Source organism: Streptomyces sp. ID05-26A, assembly GCF_033794685.1.
Classification (GTDB): Bacteria; Actinomycetota; Actinomycetes; order Mycobacteriales; family Pseudonocardiaceae; genus Lentzea.
On the sequence record NZ_JARAYZ010000002.1, the window covers coordinates 1,567,443 to 1,585,617 of the forward strand.

An 18,175-nucleotide genomic window follows, 5' to 3' on the forward strand; every position below is an offset into this window, starting at 1 on the left:
CACTGGGCCGCCGACGCCAGGACCTGCGAAAATGGGTGGTTCGTGTTCGATGTGATCATTACCGGGTGCGGCCCGGCCGGCGCGATGCTGGCCGCCGAACTCCGGCTGCACGACGTGCGGGTGCTCGTGGTGGAGAAGGAGGCCGAGCCCGCCTCGTCGTTCGTCCGGATAGTCAGCCTGCACGCGCGCAGCCTCGAGATCATGGCGATGCGCGGACTGCTGGACCGCTTCCTGGAACGTGGGCGGCAGCGGCCGGTCGGTGGGTCGTTCGCCGGTATCCCGAAACCCACGCCCGAGGGCCTCGACTCCGACTTCACGACGTTGCTGGGCATCCCGCAGCCGGTCGTCGAGAGCCTGCTCGAAGACCACGCCGTCGCCCTGGGCGCGGAGGTCCGGCGCGGGTGCGCGGTGACCGGGCTGGCACAGGACGACGAGGGTGTGACCGTCGAACTCGCCGACGGCGAACGGCTGCGAGCGAGGTACCTGGTCGGCTGCGACGGCGCACGCAGCACAGTGCGCAAACTCCTCGGCGTCGGCTTCCCGGGCGAACCTTCACGCAACGACACGTTCATGGGCGAGATGGAGGCGAGCGCCCCGCCGGAGGAGATCGCGGCCAGGGCCGCCGAGCTCCGCGAGACCAGCAAGGCGTTCACCTTCGCACCGTTCGGCGAGGGGATCTACCGCGTCGTCATCCCGGTCACGGGCCTCAGCGAGGACCGCGCCGAGCCCACCATCGACGACTTCGCACAGCACCTGCGCGCGCTCGCCGGAACCGACTTCGGCGTCCACTCCCCGCGCTGGCTGTCCCGCTTCGGCGACGCCACCCGCCAGGCCGAGAGCTACCGCACCGGCCGGGTGTTGCTCGCCGGCGACGCGGCGCACATCCACCCGCCCGCCGGCGGCCAGGGCCTGAACCTGGGCGTGCAGGACGCGGTCAACCTCGGCTGGAAGCTCGCCGCGCAGGTCCGCGGCTGGGCCCCGGAGTCGTTGCAGGACACCTATCACGCCGAACGCCACCCGGTCGCCGCCGACGTCCTCGACAACACCCGTGCCCAGGTAGCGCTGGCGGCCGACGAACCGGGCGCGCGGGCCGTGCGCCGGCTGCTCACCTCGTTGATGGACATCAACGAGGTCAACCGGCACCTCATCGAGAAGATCACCGCGCTCGGCATCCGCTACGACCTCGGTCCGGGCCCCGACCTGCTCGGCCGCCGTCTGCGCGACCTCGCCCTGGTGCAGGGCCGCCTCTTCGACCACCTGAGGCAGGGCCGGGGTCTGCTGCTCGACCGCACCGAACGCCTGTCCGTCACGGGATGGGCGGATCGGGTCGATCTGGTCGCGGATCCCACGGCGGCGGTGGACGTGCCGGCCCTTCTGCTGCGTCCCGACGGTCACGTCGCCTGGATCGGCGAGCGCCAGCGGGACCTGGAGGACCACCTGGCCCGCTGGTTCGGCCCGAGCCGGCCCTCGCCCGGCGAACGGTCGTCCGGCCGGCTCACGAGTTCGCACTGAACCGTGTGAGTTCCGCACCAGCGGGGTACTGACAGAACGCCGAACACGCGCGTGTTCGCACGGAGGACCTCCCTCGGGCGGTCCGGCCGGTGCCGGCACGGGAAGTTGAGACCTTGCAGCGACCCGTCGCCGGCGCCGGTTCCGGCGTGGTGGGTCGCGACGGCATGGTGCCGGTGGCCGTACGATGCCCTGGACGTGCGTCAAGCAGCCGGCGCCGTGGACTCCAACGCAGAGTGAGGGGCGCCGCGGCATGGCGGATCATGTTCGGACAGGATCGATGAGACCGGTCGACGAGGAACGTCCAGACCCGGTGTCTCGCCTGGACGAGACCACCGAGGCGCTGACGGAACTGCACGACGCGTTCACCGGTGAGGAATCGCTGGAAGACGCGCTGCAGCGGGTCGCGGAGACGGCGGCCAGGGCCCTTCCGGACGCCGACGCGGTGACCGTGTCCGTGGTCACGGGGCAACGGCCGCACACCGCGGCCGCCACCGACCGGCGCCTGGTCACGGTCGACGAGCAGCAGTACGAGTCCGGCCGCGGGCCGTGCCTGGACTCCGCCCGCGCGCTCACGCCCGTGCGGGCCGTGATCGGTGAGCACCGCGACCTGTGGCCGGAGTTCGAGGCCGCCGCCGCGCGAGCCGGGGTCTGCGCGTACCTGTCGGTGCCGGTCGTGCTCCCCGCGTCGAACGACACCGAGGCGCGGCACGTCGGGACGCTCAACGTCTACAGCTACCAGGCGACGGCCTTCGACCCGTTCGACGAGGGCCTCATGCGACTGTTCACGGCCGCCGCGTCCGCGACGATCACCAGTTCCCAGCGGTGGCGGCACTCGCAGGGGAAGGTCAAGCACCTGGAGCAGGCCCTCGCGTCGCGCGCCGTCATCGAGCAGGCCAAGGGCGTACTTATGGCCGTGCACACCTGCGACGCGGACGACGCGTTCGGGATGCTCGTGGAGCAGTCGCAACGCGCGAACGTCAAGCTGCGCGACGTGGCCACGAAGCTGATCGCGTCGGTGACCAAGCCATGACCCGCGGGGTGGCGTGACCGGTGAGATGACGCGGCCCGGTCACGACCGCCCGACGCGCGCCAGCCGGACACCCGCCCAGATCAGCACGGCGAGCACGGCGACCAGCAGGTACTCGATCAACGGGATCCGCACGACCTCGTCGATCTTGCCCAGGCCGCGCCAGGAGTAGACCGCGAGCGCCGCCACCACGAACGTGCCGCCGATCCACCACCGCACCGCCGCGCTGAGCCCGACGCCGTGCATCTGGGTCAGCACGAAGATCGCCACGAAACCGAAGAAGAACATCGGCCACATCCCGTTGGGGCCGGAGTTCATCACGGCGACGAGCGTGCCGTGCACGGCCACGAGCAGCTCGAGGGTGAGCGTCCACCAGCGGTTCGTGTGGGATGTCGTGAACATCAGACTGCTCTGCACCAGCAGCAGGAACATGTAGAAGAACCCGATGAGGTGCCCGCTCGACGACTCCATCGGGTGGTACCAGAACGTGTAGATCGCGGCCCAGCTGAACAGGTAACCGTGGTAGCGGCGCGCGAAGCCGACGACCTGGGCGGAGATCGGCGCGGACCAGGTCAGCACCAGTCCGCGGCGGCGGTTCTCCATCAGCAGGACGACCACCAGCAGCAGGACCACGGACCCCTGGGAGCTGAAGATCGAGACGTCCTGGGCGATGCCGTCGTAGAAGAGCTGGGTCTGCAGGGCGTGCAGGGCGATGAACCCGCCGTTCGCGGCGAGGGCGATGACGTTGATGCGGTGCAGGCCGGTGGTGTAGCGCCGGATGCGGGTCTGCGCGTAGTAGATCAGGCCCCACGACACGAGTTGGTGCGCCGCGTAGCCCACCCAGGCGGACGCCCTGGTCCAGAAGGTCGGGTCGGGCAGCTTCCAGTAGTACCAGGAGGCGCCCTGGTCGGGCAGCAACGCGATGCCGTGCAGTCGCTGGCCGAGCAGCCACACCAGGCCCGTGATCAGCGCACTCGCCGCCACACCCCACACCAGGACCGCCCTGTCGGACCGCCGCAGATTGTTCAGCATGCTGAGCATTATGCACGGCCGAGCGTGATACGTTCAGCGCGCTGAGCAATCTGGAGGGATCGCGGTGGCCCGATATTCGTTGCGCGTCAACGGTGAACGGCGCGAGGTCGACGTCGAGGGTGACACTCCCCTGCTGTGGGTGTTGCGCGACGAGCTGGGACTGACAGGGGTCAAGTACGGCTGCGGGGTCGGCCTGTGCGGCGCCTGCACGTCCCATGTGGACGGTGAGGCCGCTCGACCGTGCGTGCGCACGGCGGCCGACAGCGTGAAGACCCGGATCACGACGATCGAGGGGTTGTCGCGCGACGGCGACCACCCGGTGCAGCGCGCGTGGCGGGAGCTCGACGTGGCGCAGTGCGGGTACTGCCAGCCGGGCCAGGTGATGGCCGCGGCGGCACTGCTCGCCCGTGACCCCGACCCCGACGACGCGGCGATCGAGGAAGCCCTGCGCGACAACGTGTGCCGGTGCGGCAGTTATCCCCGCATCCGCGACGCGGTGCGCCGGGCCAGCCGGATCATGCGGGAGGAACGATGATCAGCAGGCGGACGTTGTTGCGCGGCGCGGGAATCGGCGCGCTGGTCGTGGCGGTCCCGGTCCCCGCGCTCGCCGCCGGGGGACTCGCGCCGAACGTGTTCGTGCGGCTGGACGACTCCGGCCGGATCACCGCGACCGTGCCCCGCCCCGACACCGGTCAGGGCGTGCGGACCGTCGTGGCGCTGATGGTCGCGGAAGAGCTGGCGGTCGAGGCCCGCGAGGTCACGCTGGAGCAGGCGCACGGTGACACCGAACGGTTCGGCTCGCAGGGCGTGGCGAACTCGACGTCGGTGCGGCAGCTCTCGACGCCGATCCGCACGGCCGCCGCGACCGCGCGCTGCCTGCTCGTCACCGCCGCCGCCCAGCGCTGGAACGTGCCGGTCGCCGAGTGCGCCGCCCGGGACGGCTTCGTCTGCCATCCGCGCCGGGGCAGGCTCCCCTACCGGGCGCTCGTGCGCGGTGCGGCCGCGCTCGATCCCGCCACCGTCCCCGTCGAGCTCACGCCGCCGGAGAAGTGGCGGCTGCTGGGCAAGACCCGCGGTGGACGCGTGGACGCCCGCGACGTCGTCACCGGTCGCACCCGGTACGGCATCGACTCCCGGCCGCCCGGTGGACTGGTCGCCGTGGTCGCCCGCCCGCCGTGGATCGGCGCGGTTCCCGACACGATCGACGACACCGCGGCCCGTGGCATGTCGGGCGTGGTCGACGTCCTGACGCTCACCGCGCCGGGCGACGGGCAGGGCGGTGTCGCGGTCATCGCCAAGTCGACGCATCAGGCGTTGAAGGCCCGCGACGCGCTGCAGATCACCTGGCGCGGTGGCACGCCCACCGCGGACAGCCGGGCGTGGCTGGCCGATCTCCGCGCGTCGCTGCCGGCGCAGGGCCCGATCAACGGCGTTCAGCAGGTCTACTCGATGCCGTTGCTCGCGCACGCGCCGATGGAACCGATGAACGCCACCGCCCACGTCCGTCCAGATGGTGTGACCATCTGGGCACCGACGCAGGACCCCGGCTCGCTGCGCACCCTGTTGGCCCGCCAGCTCGGCGTGCCCGCCGCGTCCGTGCGGGTGGAGGCGACGGCGTCGGGCGGAGCGTTCGGGCGGCGGATCGAACCGGACCCGGTGCTGGAGGCGGTGGCCTGCTCACGACGGGCGGGCGCGCCGGTCCAGGTGTTGTGGACCCGGGCCGACGACACGCGTCATGACTCGTATCGGCCGATGTCCGTGCACCGGTTGTCCGCCGAGATCGGCTCGGATGGTGTGCCCATCCGGCGTGCGCACGAGGTCGCCACCTGGGGCCTGACCGTCCTCCCCATCTTCTCCAACCCTGCCCTGATCAAGGCCAGCGGCGACCACTTCCCGTACGCCGTGCCCGGTGAGGTCTCGGTCGTCGTGCGGCCCGCGCCGTTGCGCACGGGGTTCTGGCGATCCGTCTACGCCGGCCAGTTCGTCTACGCCGAGGAGAACTTCCTCAGCGAGATCGGCAGGCGGTCCGGCCTCGACCAGGTCGCGCTGCGCCGCAAGCTCCTGCCCGCGGGCTCCCGGCTGCACAAGGTGCTGGACACCGTCGCCGACCGCGCCCGTTGGAGCAGCCCGCCCGCGCGTGGCACCACACGGGGTGTCGCCTGTCTGGAGGAGTACGGCTCCGCGATCGCGGTGATCGCCGTCGCCGAGCCGGAGTCACGCCGGGTGCTGCGCGTGCACGCGGCCGTCGACGTCGGCGTGGCGCTGCACCCGTCCGGCGTACGCGCCCAGGTCGAGGGGTGTGTGGTCGACGCGCTGTCCACTGTGCTCGGTGCGCAGATCACCGTCCGGGAGGGGCACGTCGCCGAGTCGTCGTTCGGCGACTACCGGTGGGCGAGAATCGGTCAAACTCCCGAAATCGACGTCACCATCGTGCGGTCGGACGCCCCGCTGGGTGGCCTCGGCGAACTCGCGTACCCACCCGCTGCCGCGGCCATCGCGGCGGCGATAGCCGGCGACACGCCCGTGACCAGCATGCCATTCGGGACCGACGTGGGGTGATCGGGCGGCTCTGGGATGATGGAGGTGTGGCCGAGGTAGACGAGCCGGCGGTGACCCACCGCCCGGACCAGATGCGCGCGGACGTCGCCTCGTGGCCGACGGGCAGGTTGCTGTCGGTGGCGGCACGCGTGGTGGAGAAGCGGTTCGAGGACTTCCTCGCGGGCCGCGGCCTCACGCACGCCGGCATGATCACCCTGCACCACCTGGCCGACGGCCCGCGCTCGCAGCGTGAACTGGCGGTGCTCTGCCGGGTCACCGACCAGACCATGAGCCGCACGATCGAGCACCTGGACCGAGGCAGCCACGTCGTGCGCAGCCAGGACGCCAAGGACCGCCGCCGGACGTCGGTGAAGATCACCCCGTCCGGCCGCCGCGCCCTGGCCGCCGCACGCCGTGAGGAGCGCGAGTCCGAGACGCTGCTCGGGGCCGTCGAGGACTACGAACACTTCCGGCAGCAGCTGATCGCACTGATCGCGGCGGCGTCCACAGAGGACTAGTCCCTGTCCCCGCAAGCCGCGTCTCTCGCCGGACGAGACTTGCGGGACACGGACCAGCCCGAAATCCGCTACTGCGGCGACGGGTGTGGCGCGTACGGTGGCCGCCGGACGCGAAGGAGCGACTGGTGCCGGCGGCTCGACTGCGAGGCGTGACTCTGGACTGCGCCGACCCGCGCAAGCTGGCGGGCTTCTACGGTGCGCTGACCGGGATGCGCGAACTCTTCAGCTCGGAGGACTTCGTCGCTCTGACGGACGGCTCCGGCTGCGACCTGGGATTCCAGCGGGTCGACGGCTACCGCGCTCCGCGGTGGCCAGGCCAGGACGTGCCCCAGCAGTTCCACCTGGACCTCCGCGCCGACGACCTCGACGCGGCGGAAGAGCTGGCGCTGGAACTCGGCGCGACCAAACCGGACCACCAGCCCGGCGACGGCCGCTGGCGGGTGCTCCTGGATCCGGCCGGACACCCCTTCTGCCTGACGACGTCCTGACGGCTTTACCAGGTCAGGACGCACGACCACGAGATCACTCGACGCCGTCCCGAGCCACACCACCGACAGGCCCGCAGGACCCCCTCACCACCAACTGGGCCGGCAACACCAGCGGCGACTCGCACTCCCCACCGGTGACCATCGCCATGATCGCCTTCGCCGCCGCCACCCCGAACCCCGGCTTGTCCTGCGCCACCGTCGTCAGCGCGGGCTCCACCACCGAGGCGATCTCGATGTCGTCGAACCCGACCAGCGCCAGGTCCCGGGGCACGTGCACCCCGGCGGCACGGGCGGCGAGCAACGCCCCGACGGCCATCTCGTCGCTGGCCGCGAACACCGCCGTGGGAGGCGGGTCCAACGCCAGCAACCGTTTCATGGCAGCGGTTCCGCTGGCCCGGTAGAAGTCGCCGGACACCACGTACTCGTCGCGCGGCTCGATGCCGGCCTCGCGCAACGCCGCCCGGTACCCCGAGACACGCGCGTCGGACGGCTGGTTGTCCAGGGGCCCGGTGATCGTGGCGATCCGCGTGTGGCCGAGACCCACCAGGTGCCGGACGGCCTGTTGTGCGCCGCCGAAGTTGTCCGACGTGACGTAGGTGGCGCGGGGCCCTTCGACCGCGACGTCGAGCGCGACGCACGGAACTCCGGACTGCGCAAAGGCTTCGAACGCCTCGGCGTCCGAGCCGCTGTCGATCAGGACGAGGCCGCCGAGGTGGTGGCGGCGCGTCATGTTCACGTAGCCGACCGGGTCCGCGAGCGATGCTCCGACCTCACGGGCGTCGCCGCTCGTCGCGAGCATCAGCAGGTGGTAACCGTGCGCGCTCAACGCGGACTTCAGGCCTATCAACAGGTCCTGCAGGTACGGGTGGCGCCAGCCCGGCCTGCGGTGGTCGGTGTCCCAGACCAGTCCGATCATCGTCGACTGCTTCGTCGACAACGCCCGTGCGGACTCGTTGGGACGGTAGTCCAGCTCTTTCGCGACGCGCAGGACGCGGGAACGCGTTTCCTCGTTGACCGTTCCCGGCTGGTTGAAGACGCGCGACACCGTCGCGACGGACACGCCGCAGAGCTGGGCGATCTCTCGCCCGGTCGCCATCTGACCTCCCGATCCCACCGTAAGCGGTTACATAGACCCTACGAGCAGCACTTCTGCTAGTCAAACGCCTGCGCGAAACGATCTGTTTATCGTTTCGTTACTTGACGGGCGGTGTGCAACACCGCTGTCATAGGCGCCACACAAATCTTCTCGAAGAACCACATCTCTGTTTCAGCGCGCCCAAAAACCAACGGAGGCCCGGAAAATGCGCCCCAAAGCACTCGCACTCGGCTGCGCCGCGCTGGCTGCGGCCGTGGTGCTCAGCGGCTGCGGCAGCGGCACCGCGTCCGGCGGCAAGACCAAGCTGACCATCGGCTTGTTCGGCAACTTCGGCTACGCCGAGCTGTTCAAGGAGTACATGGCGGCGCATCCGGACGTCGAGATCTCGGACCGCACCGCGTCGTACTCCGACCACCACAAGAACCTCGCCGCGCACCTCGCCACCAGCAGCGGCAACGCGGACATCGAAGCGGTCGACACCGGGTACATCAACCAGTTCAAGGCCACGCCGGACAAGTTCGTCGACTTCAACACCAAGGGCGGCGACCAGCTCAAGGACCGCTGGCTGGCCTGGAAGTGGGAGGGCTCGCTCAGCAAGGACGGCAAGCAGATCGGCTACGGCACCGACGTCGGCGGCCTCGCCATCTGCTACCGCCGCGACCTGCTGGAGAACGCCGGTCTGCCGGCCGACCGCGACCAGGTCGCCGCGCTGTGGCCGACCTGGCAGGACTTCATGGCCGCGGGCAAGAAGTTCCAGGAGAAGGCGCCCGAGGGCGTGAAGTGGTTCGACGGCGGCCCGAGCGTGCTCAACGCGATCGTCGGCCAGACCCCGGTCGGTTACTACGACAAGTCCGACAAGATCATCGTGGGCGAGAACAAGGACATCAAGGCGGGCTGGGACCTCGTGGTCGACGGCGTGCAGTCCGGTCTTTCCTCGAAGCTGCTGTACTCCACGCCCGTCTGGAACACCGGCTTCAAGCAGGGCCAGTTCGCGACCGTGACGTGCCCCGCCTGGCAGATGGCCAAGATCAAGGACCAGGCCGGTCCGGAGGCCGCAGGCAAGTGGGACGTCACGTCCGTGCCCGGCGGTGGCGGCAACTGGGGTGGCTCGTACCTGACGGTGCCGAAGTCCGGCAAGAACGTCGACAAGGCCGTGGAGCTGGCGGCGTGGCTTACGGCGCCCGAGCAGCAGGCCAAGGTGTTCAAGAGCGCCGGGCTGCTGCCGTCGACCCCGAAGCTGTACGAGGACCCGGCGATCGTGGACTACAAGAACCCGTACTTCAACGACGCGCCGATCGGCAAGCTGTTCACCGACGCGGCGAAGAAGCTGAACCCGCAGTACCAAGGTCCCAAGGCCGGTGACATCCAGACCGCGATCGGCAGCGCGATGCAGCGCGTCGAACAGGGCAAGCAGAACGGCGAGGAATCGTGGAACCAGTTCGTCGCCGACGTCCAGAAGTGACGAGCTGACCAATGGCAGTGATCGACAAGACGACCCGAAGGCACCGCTGGGACACGAGGTTCGCGCCGTACGGGTACGTGGCACCGTACTTCCTGATCTTCGGTGTCTTCGGGCTGTTCCCCCTGCTCTACACGGTCTGGGTCTCGCTGCAGGCACGCAACCTGATCGACGCCGACGCCGCGCGGTTCGTCTGGTTCGCCAACTACACGCAGCTGTTCGCGGACCCGTACTTCTGGAACGCCATGGGCAACACGCTCAGCCTGTGGCTCCTGACGACGGTCCCGCAGATCCTGCTGGCGCTGTGGGTCGCGCAGCTGCTCAACCGCAAGGTCCGCACCCGCACGCTGTTCCGGATGGGCGTGATCCTGCCGAACATCACCTCGGTGGCGGCGGTGACGATCATCTTCGCGCAGCTGTTCGGCCGGGACTTCGGCCTGATCAACTGGTTGCTGGGCATGGTCGGGGCCGGGCAGATCGACTGGCAGGCGGGCACGGCGTCCTCCCACATCGCGATCGCCGTGATGGTGGTGTGGCGCTGGTCCGGCTACCACGCGCTGATCTTCCTGGCGTCCATGCAGGCGATCCCGGGCAACCTCTACGAGGCGGCCACTTTGGACGGTGCGAACGGCCGCCAGCAGTTCTGGCGGATCACCGTTCCCCTGCTGCGGCCGCAGATCATCTTCTCCACGATCATCGCGACCACCGGCAACATGCGGCTGCTCGCCGAACCGCTGCTGTTCAACCCCGGCGCGGCGGCCGCGACCGGTGGTTCCGACCGGCAGTTCCAGACCGCCGCGCTGTACCTGTACGAGCAGGGCTTCACGAAGTACGAGTTCGGCTACAGCTCGGCGATCGCGGTCGTGCTGGCGCTCGCGACGGTGGTCGTCGCCGGTCTCGGCTACCTCGTGACCAAACGGATCCGGACGGAGTGACCCCATGACCGCTGTGCTGGAACGCCCCGCGCCGGTGCGGCCCACCGGCCCGACGGCCAGAGCGCGCAGGCTGGCCCGTCGTGTCGCCGGGCCGTGGACGTACGCCGCCCTGATCGCCGTGCTCGCCGGGTCGGCCTTCCCCGTGTACTGGTCGTTCGTGGTGTCCTCGCAGACGCCGGACGCGATCGACAGCGTGCCGCCCGTCCTGGTGCCGGGCGGCCACCTGTTCGCGAACATCACGCGGGTCTTCGACACCACCGACTTCTGGCTGGCGTTGATGAACTCGATCGTCGTGTCGGGCACGGTGACGCTGTCGGTGGTGCTGTTCTCGACGCTGGCCGGGTTCGCGTTCGCCAAGCTGAAGTTCCGCGGCCGCAACGTGTTGCTGCTGCTCATCATCGGCACGCAGGCGATCCCGACCGAGCTCGGCATCATCCCGCTCTACATGATGATGGCCGAGTTCGGCTGGGCCGGCGAGATCCACGCGGTGATCGTGCCGGGACTCGTGACGGCGTTCGGCGTGTTCTTCATGCGGCAGTACTTCGAGCGGGCGATCCCGGACGAGCTGCTCGAGGCGGGCCGGATGGACGGGTGCCACTCGCTGCGGCTGTTCTGGCACATCGCGCTGCCCGCGGCGCGCCCGGCGGCGGCCGTGCTCGGGCTGTTCACGTTCATGCAGGCGTGGAACGACTTCTTCTGGCCGCTCGTGGTGCTCACGCCGGAGAACCCGACGGTGCAGACCGCTCTGTCCACTTTGGCCAGTGGTTACACCACGGACTACACGCTGGTGCTGACCGCGGCGACCATCGGCACGGTCCCCGTGCTGGCCGTGTTCCTGTTGTTCGGCCGTCAGATCGTCGGCGGCATCATGTCGGGCGCCGTCAAGGGCTGACCCTTCTACTTGGGAGACTGCTGTGAGCTTTCCGGACGGCTTTCGCTGGGGCGTGGCGACCTCGGCCTACCAGATCGAGGGGGCGGCGCGGCTCGACGGCCGCGGTCCGTCCATCTGGGACACCTTCGCCGCCGTGCCGGGCGCCGTCGCGTCCGGTGACACCGGCGACGTGGCGGCGGACCACTACCACCGCTGGGCGGAGGACGTGCGGCTGCTCGCCGACCTCGGCGTCGATTCGTACCGGTTCTCCGTCTCGTGGTCCCGGATCCTGCCGGAGGGGCACGGGAAGGTCGAGCAGCGCGGCCTCGACTTCTACCGGCGGCTCGTCGAGGCGTTGCTGAGCAAGGGGATCGAGCCCTTCCTCACGCTGTACCACTGGGACCTGCCGCAGGCGCTGGAGGAGCAGGGCGGCTGGCGCGATCGCGACACGGCCCACCGGTTCGCCGACTACGCGGCCGTCGTGCACGAGGAACTCGGGGACGTCGTCCGGAAGTGGACGACGCTGAACGAGCCGTACTGCTCGTCGATCGTGGGCTACGGCGAAGGCCGGCACGCACCCGGCGCACGGGAAGGCCACGGCGCGCTGGCGGCGGTGCACCACCTGCTGCTCGGCCACGGACTCGCCGTGCAGTCGATGCGCGCCAACGGGTTGCCCGAACAGGAGTTCGGGATCGTGCTCAACCAGTCCCCCACCGTGCCGGTGAGCGACTCCCCCGCCGACGTGGCCGCCGCGACCCGTCAGGACGTCCTGCTGCGCAGGCAGTTCAGCGACCCGCTGTTCGGCGCGGCCTACCCGGACGAGCTGAAGCCGATGTTCGGTGACATCACGGACTTCTCGTTCCAGCAGGACGGCGACCTGGCGATCATCAGCGAGCCGCTCGACTACGTCGGCCTGAACTACTACTACCGGCTGCACGTCGCCGACGCGCCGCACCGCGAGCCGGATCCGTCGAAGCGCACCGCGCACGACATCGGCGTCGACACGACCCAGCTCCCGGACGTGCCTCGCACCGGCATGGGCTGGCCGGTCGAACCGGTCGGCATGACGACCGCGCTGGCCGATCTCAAGGCGCGGCACCCGGACCTGCCGCCGGTCTACGTCACCGAGAACGGCTGCGTCTACCCCGACGTGGACGGCTTCGAGGACACCGAACGCATCGCCTACCTGCGCGACCACATCGCGGCGGCGCAGGCAGCGGACGTGGACCTGAGGGGCTACTTCTGCTGGTCGCTGCTCGACAACTTCGAGTGGGCGCACGGGTACAAGCACCGGTTCGGCCTGGTGCACGTCGACTACGAGACGCTGGTCCGCACCCCGCGCGCCAGCTACCGCTGGTACCGCGACTTCATCACGGAAGCACGGCAGGGCAGCTGACGGCCGGGGTCTTCAGCTCCAGCAGGTAGTCGTCGACGTTGGTTCGAGTGCAGGCACTGCGCGGGTAGGCGATGTGGCCCCAGCCCTCGTAGGTCAGCAGCGCGGTGTTGCGCGGTGCCTGCCTCTTGATGTCGACCGCCCACTCGTGCGGGGTCGTCGGGTCGTACCTCGAGTTGATGACCATGATCTTCGGCGCGTCGCCGATGTCGAGGCGGTGGGGCGGGTTGGCGGGCCGTCCGGGCACGCCGATGCAGGCGGTGGCCTCGTCGTGGCCGAGGAAGCTGCCGCGCATGATCGGTGAGCGGCGGAGCTCCTCGGCCCGCATCCGTTCGTAGTCCCGGAAGTTCCTGATCCGCAGCGAGAAGTCCTGGCACACCGAGGCCAGCACGACCGACTCGTAGTTCGGTTCGAAGTCCTGGACCCCCACGCGTGCCGCGCCGGTGATCAGGTCTGCCGCGTAGAGCCAGTCGGGGCCGCGCAGCGCGAAGTACATGTCGTCGAGCAGGGTCTGCCGTCCGCCCGGCTCTCCGTCTGCCCGAACCAGGGCCGCTTCCCAGGCCGCGCGGACGTCCTGCCCGCGCAGGACGCAGGAGGCCGAGCCGGCGCACCACCTCTCGAACTCCCGGAACGAGTCGTCCGAGGCGGCCGCCCGGTCCCCGACGAATCTCCGCAGGTCCGCGCTGTGGTCGACGACGCTGTCGAGGACCATCGCCCGGAGGTGACCGCCGAACTCCTCGGCGTACGTCTGGCCGAACGTCGTGCCGTAAGACAGGCCGAAGTAGCTGATCTTCCGTTCGCCGAGCGCCCGCCGTGCCGCGTCCATGTCCCGCGCCACGGTGGCCCCGTCGGCGTGGTCGAAGATCGGCCCGCTCCGTTCGCGGCACCGCGCGAGCACGGTCTGGTTGTGCCTCAGCAGCGCGGCGAACCCGGCCTCGTCCTGCGGATGGGTCGACGGCTGCCCGGGCATGAGGTCCGCGCAGCGGATCGCCAGGCTGCCGCCCGTGCCCCGCTGGTCGATGCCGACGATGTCGAACCGGGCGCGGACCTCCGGGCTGAACAGGCGGGAGAGCGCGAACTCCGCCGCCGAACCGCCGGGTCCGCCGGGGTCGACCACCAGCACGCCGATCCGTCGCGCCGGGTCGGTGGCCCTGTGCCGGGCGATCGCGAGGTCGATCCGCCGGCCCTGCGGCCTGTCCCAGTCCAGCGGCACGGTCAGGGTGCCGCACTCGCCCTCCTGGTCGTCAGGGCAGGCCGCCCACGTGAGGGGCGGCGCTGGTTCGGCATGCGCCGCACCTGCGGAAACGACCAGAACCACGGCCGCGATGGATGTCGCCAGTACCCGCCTCACCGGCCGCACGCTGCCCCCTCGGCTTCGCAGTGGAGCGACCCACCCTAGGGGAGAAAGCGCTCTCATAGGGTTTTTCAATATCCCGAGTTGCGTCGTTTCTGAGTCGATTTTAGGATGGCCCTCCCAACAGAGGTCGACCATGCAGAGGACGTGCTCGTCATGCCTGAACTGTCCCGTCTGCCTCAACCCGTCGTGGAGTCGTGGGACTGGCAGCTCTCCGGCCTGTGCCGTGGCATGGACAGCGCCAGCTTCTTCCACACCCCGAACGAACGAGGCGCCGCACGCGACCGCCGCGAGGCTGAGGCCAAGGCCATCTGCCAGCGCTGCCCGGTCATGGAAAAATGCCGGCAACACGCGTTGGAGGTCCACGAGACCTTCGGCATCTGGGGTGGACTCGGTGAAAGTGAGTTGAGGGCAATTCTCGCGAAACGCGCACGTAGGACGTGACATACACGCCTCGTGCAGTGGCAGGCATGCTCGGCATCGCCCCCACCACGCTCCGCACCTGGGACCAGCGCTACGGCCTGGGTCCCTCCGTTCGCACCGACGGCGGCCACCGCCGTTACGAGGACGCGGACGTCGAAGTGCTGCGCCGGATGGTCGGACTGACCGCCCAGGGCGTGGCCGCGTCCGCCGCGGCGGTGCTGGCGCGCAAGCAACCGGCCGCCCGTCCGCAGGGCCCGCGCGTCCCGATCGGCACCGGGGAGGCCGTGGTCGCGCACCGGGGCTTCCTGTCGGCGGCGAAACGCCTCGACGAGCCGGCGATGGCCGACCTCGCCGCGAAGCTCCTCGCGGACCACGGTGTCGTGTCCGCGTGGGAGTCGGTGTTCGTACCGGCCCTCGTGGAACTCGGTGAGCTGGTCGTCACGAGCGGCCAGGGAGTAGAGGTCGAGCACCTGGCCAGCGGCAGCGTCCTGCACGCGCTGCGCTCGATCCCGCGGGCGAGCGGCCCGGGAGTGCTCTCCGCGTTGCTGTCGTGCGCGCCGGAGGAGCAGCACTGGCTGCCGCTGGAAGCCCTCGGCGCCGCACTGTCCGAAGAGGACTGCCGATGGGGCAACCTCGGCGCGCGGGTGCCCGCCGAAGCGTTGTGCGACGCGGTGGACCGCCTGCGTCCCAGGGTCGTGCTGATCTGGGCGCATCGGCAGGACCTCGCGCTCCGCGTCCCCCTGGAGCAGCTCGGCACGCGGCCCGGGGTGGTGCTCACCGTCGCCGGTTCCGGATGGGAGGGCCTCGCACTGCCGCCGTCCGTGCGGCGGCCGAAGTCCCTGACCGAGGCGATCGAGCTCGTGCTGTCCCTCGTGCGCTAGAACATCTCGCGGTCGCGTTCCCTCGCGCGGACCTCGTCCAGTTCGGAGATGCGACGCAGCCCCTGCACCGCACGCGCCATCCGGTGGTTGCCGCTCACCTGGGCCTCGTGCCGGTCGAGCCACGCCCAGTACCCGGCGGTGAACGGGCACGCCCGCTCCCCCGTGCGCTTCTTCGGGTCGAACCAGCACGTCGCGCAGTGATCTGTCATGCGGTTGAGGTAGGCGCCGCCACTGAGGTACGGCTTGGTCGCGATGACGCCGCCGTCGGCGTGCTGGCTCATCCCGATCACGTTCACCGGCATCACCCACGGGAAACCGTCCACGAAGGACGTGATGAACCAGTCGTTGAGCGCGGCGGGGTCGTAACCCCGCTGCAGGGCGTGGTTCCCGAGCACCATCAGCCGTTGGATGTGGTGCACCCAGCCGTGGTCCCGGACGCCTTCCAGCGCGGTCCGCAGACAGGCGGCGCGCACCATGGCCGGCCGGAGTTCCGCCCACCACGACGGCAGTTCGGTGGTGGCTCGGAAACCGTTGCGCCGCTGGTACTCCGGGCCCAGGTGCCAGTACAGGTGCCACACGTACTCGCGCCAGCCCAGCACCTGCCGGACGAAGCCCTCCACGCTCGCCAGCGGCGCGACGCCGTCCCGGTAGGCGTCCTCCGCCGCGTAGACGACCTCCAGCGGGTGCAGGAGCCCGTGGTTGAGCGGCACCGACAGCAGCGAGTGCGCCATCGTCCAGTCCTTGGTCAGCACGGCGTCCTCGTGCGGGCCGAAGTGCGGCAGACGGTCGCGCAGGAAGACTTCCAGTGCGTTCAGCGCTTCCTCGCGCGTGATGGCGAAGCGGCGTGGCCCGTCCCTGCCGACCGCGGGCAGGTCCATCGCGTCGAGGTCGGCACGCACCCGTGCGTCGATCTCGTCCTCTTCCGGCCACCAGGGAGCCGGCACGCCGAGCCGCCCGCGTTTCGGTGGCGGTTCGCGGTTCTCGGTGTCGAAGTTCCACCGTCCGCCGATCGGCTTCTCGCCCTCCATCAGCACGTCGAAGCGAGTGCGCTGGTAGCGGTAGAAGTCCTCCATCAGGAACCGCTCGCGCGTGCCCGCCCACGCGGAGAACTCGTCGCGGGACAAGGCGAACGCGGGAGTGGGCATGATCGTGACACCGAGCTCGGTCAGCATCCGATGTGCGGCGGCGGAACCCGGCTGGTACGCGACGAGCGGACCGTCCAGCTCACGGATCGCTTCGCGGTAGGTGCCGGCGCGCACGAGCCTGACGCGGTCGGGGAACTCGGCGGCGAGATGGCGCATGCCCGACAGCACCAGGTGCAGCTTCTGCCGGTGGTAGGGCTTGCGGCGCAGGGCCGCCGCCGACTCGATCATGACGATCTCGTCGTGGCCGGTGTGGAACTGCGGGCCGAGCTGGTCGCCGAACAGCAGCAACGTCACCGGTCACCACGCAGGTCGGCCAGCACGGCGCGCGCGGCCCGGCGGCCCGAGTGCAGTGCTCCCTGGATCGAGCTGGTGTCACGGTGATCACCGCACACGTACCGGCGTCCGCCCGCGCGGACGGACTGCTTGAGCCGGTGTGGCGCGGTCATCGCGGGGATCGCATGCGGTATGTCGTAGCGCCGCAACACTTCCCACCGGCTGGTGTCCGTGCCGTACAGGCGGTTCAGGTGCTGCCGCACCGCCTGCTCGCCGGCGTCGCCGACCACCGAGGCCTGCACGAGCGGAGCGCGCGGTGAGTACGGGCGCGACACCTCGGACATGACGGCGGTGTTCACGACCGGACCACCGTTGGCGTCCACCACCAGGCATCCGTCGCGCAACGGGGACCGCGGCGGCCGGAAGTACCACGTGGTCACACCGTTCCAGCGGGGTTCGGCCAGTCCCGGCAGCAGCCGGGCCGCGGTCGTGCCGTCCGTGGCGACCACCACGGCGTCGGCAGCGACTCGCCCACCCTCCTCCAGTTCGACCCCGTTGTCGTGCACGGCTTTCACCGCTGTCTCCAGCTGGACGGTGTCCTGGGGCAGCCGTTCCGCCATGGACTTCGGCAGCTCGCCCATGCCGAGCGCGGGCACCGCGGCACCACCCCGGGCGAAACTCCGCCACACCAGGTGGAAGAACCTCGACGACGTGGTCAGCTCCCGTTCCAGGAACACACCGGACAGGAACGGCCGGAACACCGCCTCGACCGCCCGGTCGGAGACCCCCAGCCGCCGCAACGCATCGCGCGTCGTCCGGTCCGGCGCGGTGAACAGCGGCCGCACCGGGCCGAAGGCGTCCGGGCCCGAGAACCGGGCGACCGCCGCCACGTCCCGCGCGCCGAGCACGTGCTGGCGCAGGAACCCGTCCCAGGCGGAGGGCCCGCTGCGCGGATCGGCGAGCAGGTCGTGCCTGCCGTTGTCGTGCACGAACGCGCCGGGCCTGAAGTGCCTGAGCGGGAGCGGATCCAGCCCGAGCCGCACCAGTTCGGGATAGGCGGGCAACATGATCTGGAACCCGCGGTCGAACCGCACGCCGTCCTCGACGTCGGTCCGCACCCGGCCACCGACCTCGTCGCCCGCTTCCAGCACCGTGACCTCGACGCCCGCCGCGGCCAGTTCGAGCGCGGCGCTCAGCCCGGCCAGACCGGCTCCCACCACGACGATCACT

Annotated in this window: 17 protein-coding genes; 12 read left to right on the plus strand and 5 right to left on the minus strand. The window is 70.3% G+C overall.

The features are described 5' to 3' along the window. Positions 1-42: 42 nt before the first annotated feature. The gene (locus tag PV646_RS22830) at positions 43-1,512 is read left to right on the plus strand and encodes an FAD-dependent monooxygenase (RefSeq protein WP_500344202.1); all 1,470 of its coding nucleotides are present in this window, start codon (positions 43-45) and stop codon (positions 1,510-1,512) included. A gap of 277 nt (positions 1,513-1,789) precedes the next feature. Beyond that, on the plus strand, positions 1,790-2,542 hold the full coding sequence (locus tag PV646_RS22835; RefSeq protein WP_500344203.1) for an ANTAR domain-containing protein: 753 nt from the start codon (positions 1,790-1,792) through the stop codon (positions 2,540-2,542). 39 nt (positions 2,543-2,581) lie between these two features. Here PV646_RS22835 and PV646_RS22840 read toward each other — a convergent pair whose 3' ends face one another. Next, positions 2,582-3,571: a hypothetical protein gene (locus PV646_RS22840; RefSeq protein ID WP_500344204.1), complete on the minus strand. Its 990-nt coding sequence runs from the start codon at positions 3,569-3,571 to the stop codon at positions 2,582-2,584. A 64-nt stretch (positions 3,572-3,635) separates the two neighbouring features. Between PV646_RS22840 and PV646_RS22845 the strand changes: the two genes are divergently transcribed. The 4 genes from PV646_RS22845 (at position 3,636) to PV646_RS22860 (ending at position 7,115) form a co-directional block, all read left to right on the plus strand. Beyond that, positions 3,636-4,106 carry a (2Fe-2S)-binding protein gene (locus tag PV646_RS22845; protein ID WP_500344205.1) on the plus strand — a complete coding sequence of 157 codons (471 nt, stop codon included), beginning with the start codon at positions 3,636-3,638 and terminating at the stop codon, positions 4,104-4,106. Then, complete coding sequence (locus PV646_RS22850) at positions 4,103-6,130, plus strand: xanthine dehydrogenase family protein molybdopterin-binding subunit (protein ID WP_500344206.1); 2,028 nt, start codon at positions 4,103-4,105, stop codon at positions 6,128-6,130. The genes PV646_RS22845 and PV646_RS22850 overlap by 4 nt, the downstream gene beginning before the upstream one ends. Before the next feature lie 26 nt (positions 6,131-6,156). Then, positions 6,157-6,627: a MarR family winged helix-turn-helix transcriptional regulator gene (locus PV646_RS22855; RefSeq protein ID WP_500344207.1), complete on the plus strand. Its 471-nt coding sequence runs from the start codon at positions 6,157-6,159 to the stop codon at positions 6,625-6,627. Positions 6,628-6,749: 122 nt separating this feature from the next. Beyond that, positions 6,750-7,115 carry a VOC family protein gene (locus tag PV646_RS22860; RefSeq protein ID WP_500345064.1) on the plus strand — a complete coding sequence of 122 codons (366 nt, stop codon included), beginning with the start codon at positions 6,750-6,752 and terminating at the stop codon, positions 7,113-7,115. Positions 7,116-7,149: 34 nt separating this feature from the next. Here the strand turns inward: PV646_RS22860 and PV646_RS22865 are convergent, their stop codons facing one another. Further along, the gene (locus PV646_RS22865) at positions 7,150-8,211 is read right to left on the minus strand and encodes a LacI family DNA-binding transcriptional regulator (protein ID WP_500344208.1); all 1,062 of its coding nucleotides are present in this window, start codon (positions 8,209-8,211) and stop codon (positions 7,150-7,152) included. 205 nt (positions 8,212-8,416) lie between these two features. Here PV646_RS22865 and PV646_RS22870 point away from each other — a divergent pair, with 205 nt between their 5' ends. From PV646_RS22870 to PV646_RS22885, 4 genes are read left to right on the plus strand one after another with little or no spacing between them, the layout of a single operon-like run. Then, entirely contained in the window at positions 8,417-9,673 is a 1,257-nt protein-coding gene (locus PV646_RS22870) for an ABC transporter substrate-binding protein (RefSeq protein WP_500344209.1), read from the plus strand. An 11-nt stretch (positions 9,674-9,684) separates the two neighbouring features. After that, positions 9,685-10,605 (plus strand): carbohydrate ABC transporter permease, encoded by a 921-nt coding sequence (locus PV646_RS22875; protein WP_500344210.1) that lies wholly within the window; start codon positions 9,685-9,687, stop codon positions 10,603-10,605. Positions 10,606-10,609: 4 nt separating this feature from the next. Beyond that, entirely contained in the window at positions 10,610-11,497 is an 888-nt protein-coding gene (locus PV646_RS22880) for a carbohydrate ABC transporter permease (RefSeq protein WP_500344211.1), read from the plus strand. 22 nt (positions 11,498-11,519) lie between these two features. Next, on the plus strand, positions 11,520-12,872 hold the full coding sequence (locus PV646_RS22885) for a GH1 family beta-glucosidase (RefSeq protein WP_500344212.1): 1,353 nt from the start codon (positions 11,520-11,522) through the stop codon (positions 12,870-12,872). On the opposite strand, the gene PV646_RS22890 is transcribed toward PV646_RS22885, so the two are convergent. Further along, positions 12,847-14,220: an alpha/beta hydrolase gene (locus PV646_RS22890; RefSeq protein ID WP_500344213.1), complete on the minus strand. Its 1,374-nt coding sequence runs from the start codon at positions 14,218-14,220 to the stop codon at positions 12,847-12,849. The genes PV646_RS22885 and PV646_RS22890 overlap by 26 nt on opposite strands. Positions 14,221-14,379: 159 nt before the next feature. Here PV646_RS22890 and PV646_RS22895 point away from each other — a divergent pair, with 159 nt between their 5' ends. Beyond that, the gene (locus PV646_RS22895; protein WP_500344214.1) at positions 14,380-14,667 is read left to right on the plus strand and encodes a WhiB family transcriptional regulator; all 288 of its coding nucleotides are present in this window, start codon (positions 14,380-14,382) and stop codon (positions 14,665-14,667) included. Then, the gene (locus PV646_RS22900) at positions 14,664-15,527 is read left to right on the plus strand and encodes a MerR family transcriptional regulator (RefSeq protein WP_500344215.1); all 864 of its coding nucleotides are present in this window, start codon (positions 14,664-14,666) and stop codon (positions 15,525-15,527) included. The genes PV646_RS22895 and PV646_RS22900 overlap by 4 nt, the downstream gene beginning before the upstream one ends. On the opposite strand, the gene PV646_RS22905 is transcribed toward PV646_RS22900, so the two are convergent. Both PV646_RS22905 and PV646_RS22910 read right to left on the minus strand, forming a co-directional pair. Continuing rightward, on the minus strand, positions 15,524-16,966 hold the full coding sequence (locus PV646_RS22905; protein ID WP_500344216.1) for a cryptochrome/photolyase family protein: 1,443 nt from the start codon (positions 16,964-16,966) through the stop codon (positions 15,524-15,526). The two genes, PV646_RS22900 and PV646_RS22905, sit on opposite strands and share 4 nt — an antisense overlap. Continuing rightward, positions 16,963-18,174 carry an NAD(P)/FAD-dependent oxidoreductase gene (locus PV646_RS22910; protein ID WP_500344217.1) on the minus strand — a complete coding sequence of 404 codons (1,212 nt, stop codon included), beginning with the start codon at positions 18,172-18,174 and terminating at the stop codon, positions 16,963-16,965. Before PV646_RS22910 ends, PV646_RS22905 begins: the two co-directional genes overlap by 4 nt. Position 18,175: the final 1 nt, after the last annotated feature.

Coding starts and splice junctions, on each gene's coding strand:
- PV646_RS22840 (WP_500344204.1), bottom strand. CDS start 3,571: ATGCTGAACAATCTGCGGCGGTCCGACAGGGCGGTCCTGGTGTGGGGT.
- PV646_RS22875 (WP_500344210.1), top strand. CDS start 9,685: ATGGCAGTGATCGACAAGACGACCCGAAGGCACCGCTGGGACACGAGG.
- PV646_RS22895 (WP_500344214.1), top strand. CDS start 14,380: ATGCCTGAACTGTCCCGTCTGCCTCAACCCGTCGTGGAGTCGTGGGAC.
- PV646_RS22870 (WP_500344209.1), top strand. CDS start 8,417: ATGCGCCCCAAAGCACTCGCACTCGGCTGCGCCGCGCTGGCTGCGGCC.
- PV646_RS22850 (WP_500344206.1), top strand. CDS start 4,103: ATGATCAGCAGGCGGACGTTGTTGCGCGGCGCGGGAATCGGCGCGCTG.
- PV646_RS22880 (WP_500344211.1), top strand. CDS start 10,610: ATGACCGCTGTGCTGGAACGCCCCGCGCCGGTGCGGCCCACCGGCCCG.
- PV646_RS22835 (WP_500344203.1), top strand. CDS start 1,790: ATGAGACCGGTCGACGAGGAACGTCCAGACCCGGTGTCTCGCCTGGAC.
- PV646_RS22865 (WP_500344208.1), bottom strand. CDS start 8,211: ATGGCGACCGGGCGAGAGATCGCCCAGCTCTGCGGCGTGTCCGTCGCG.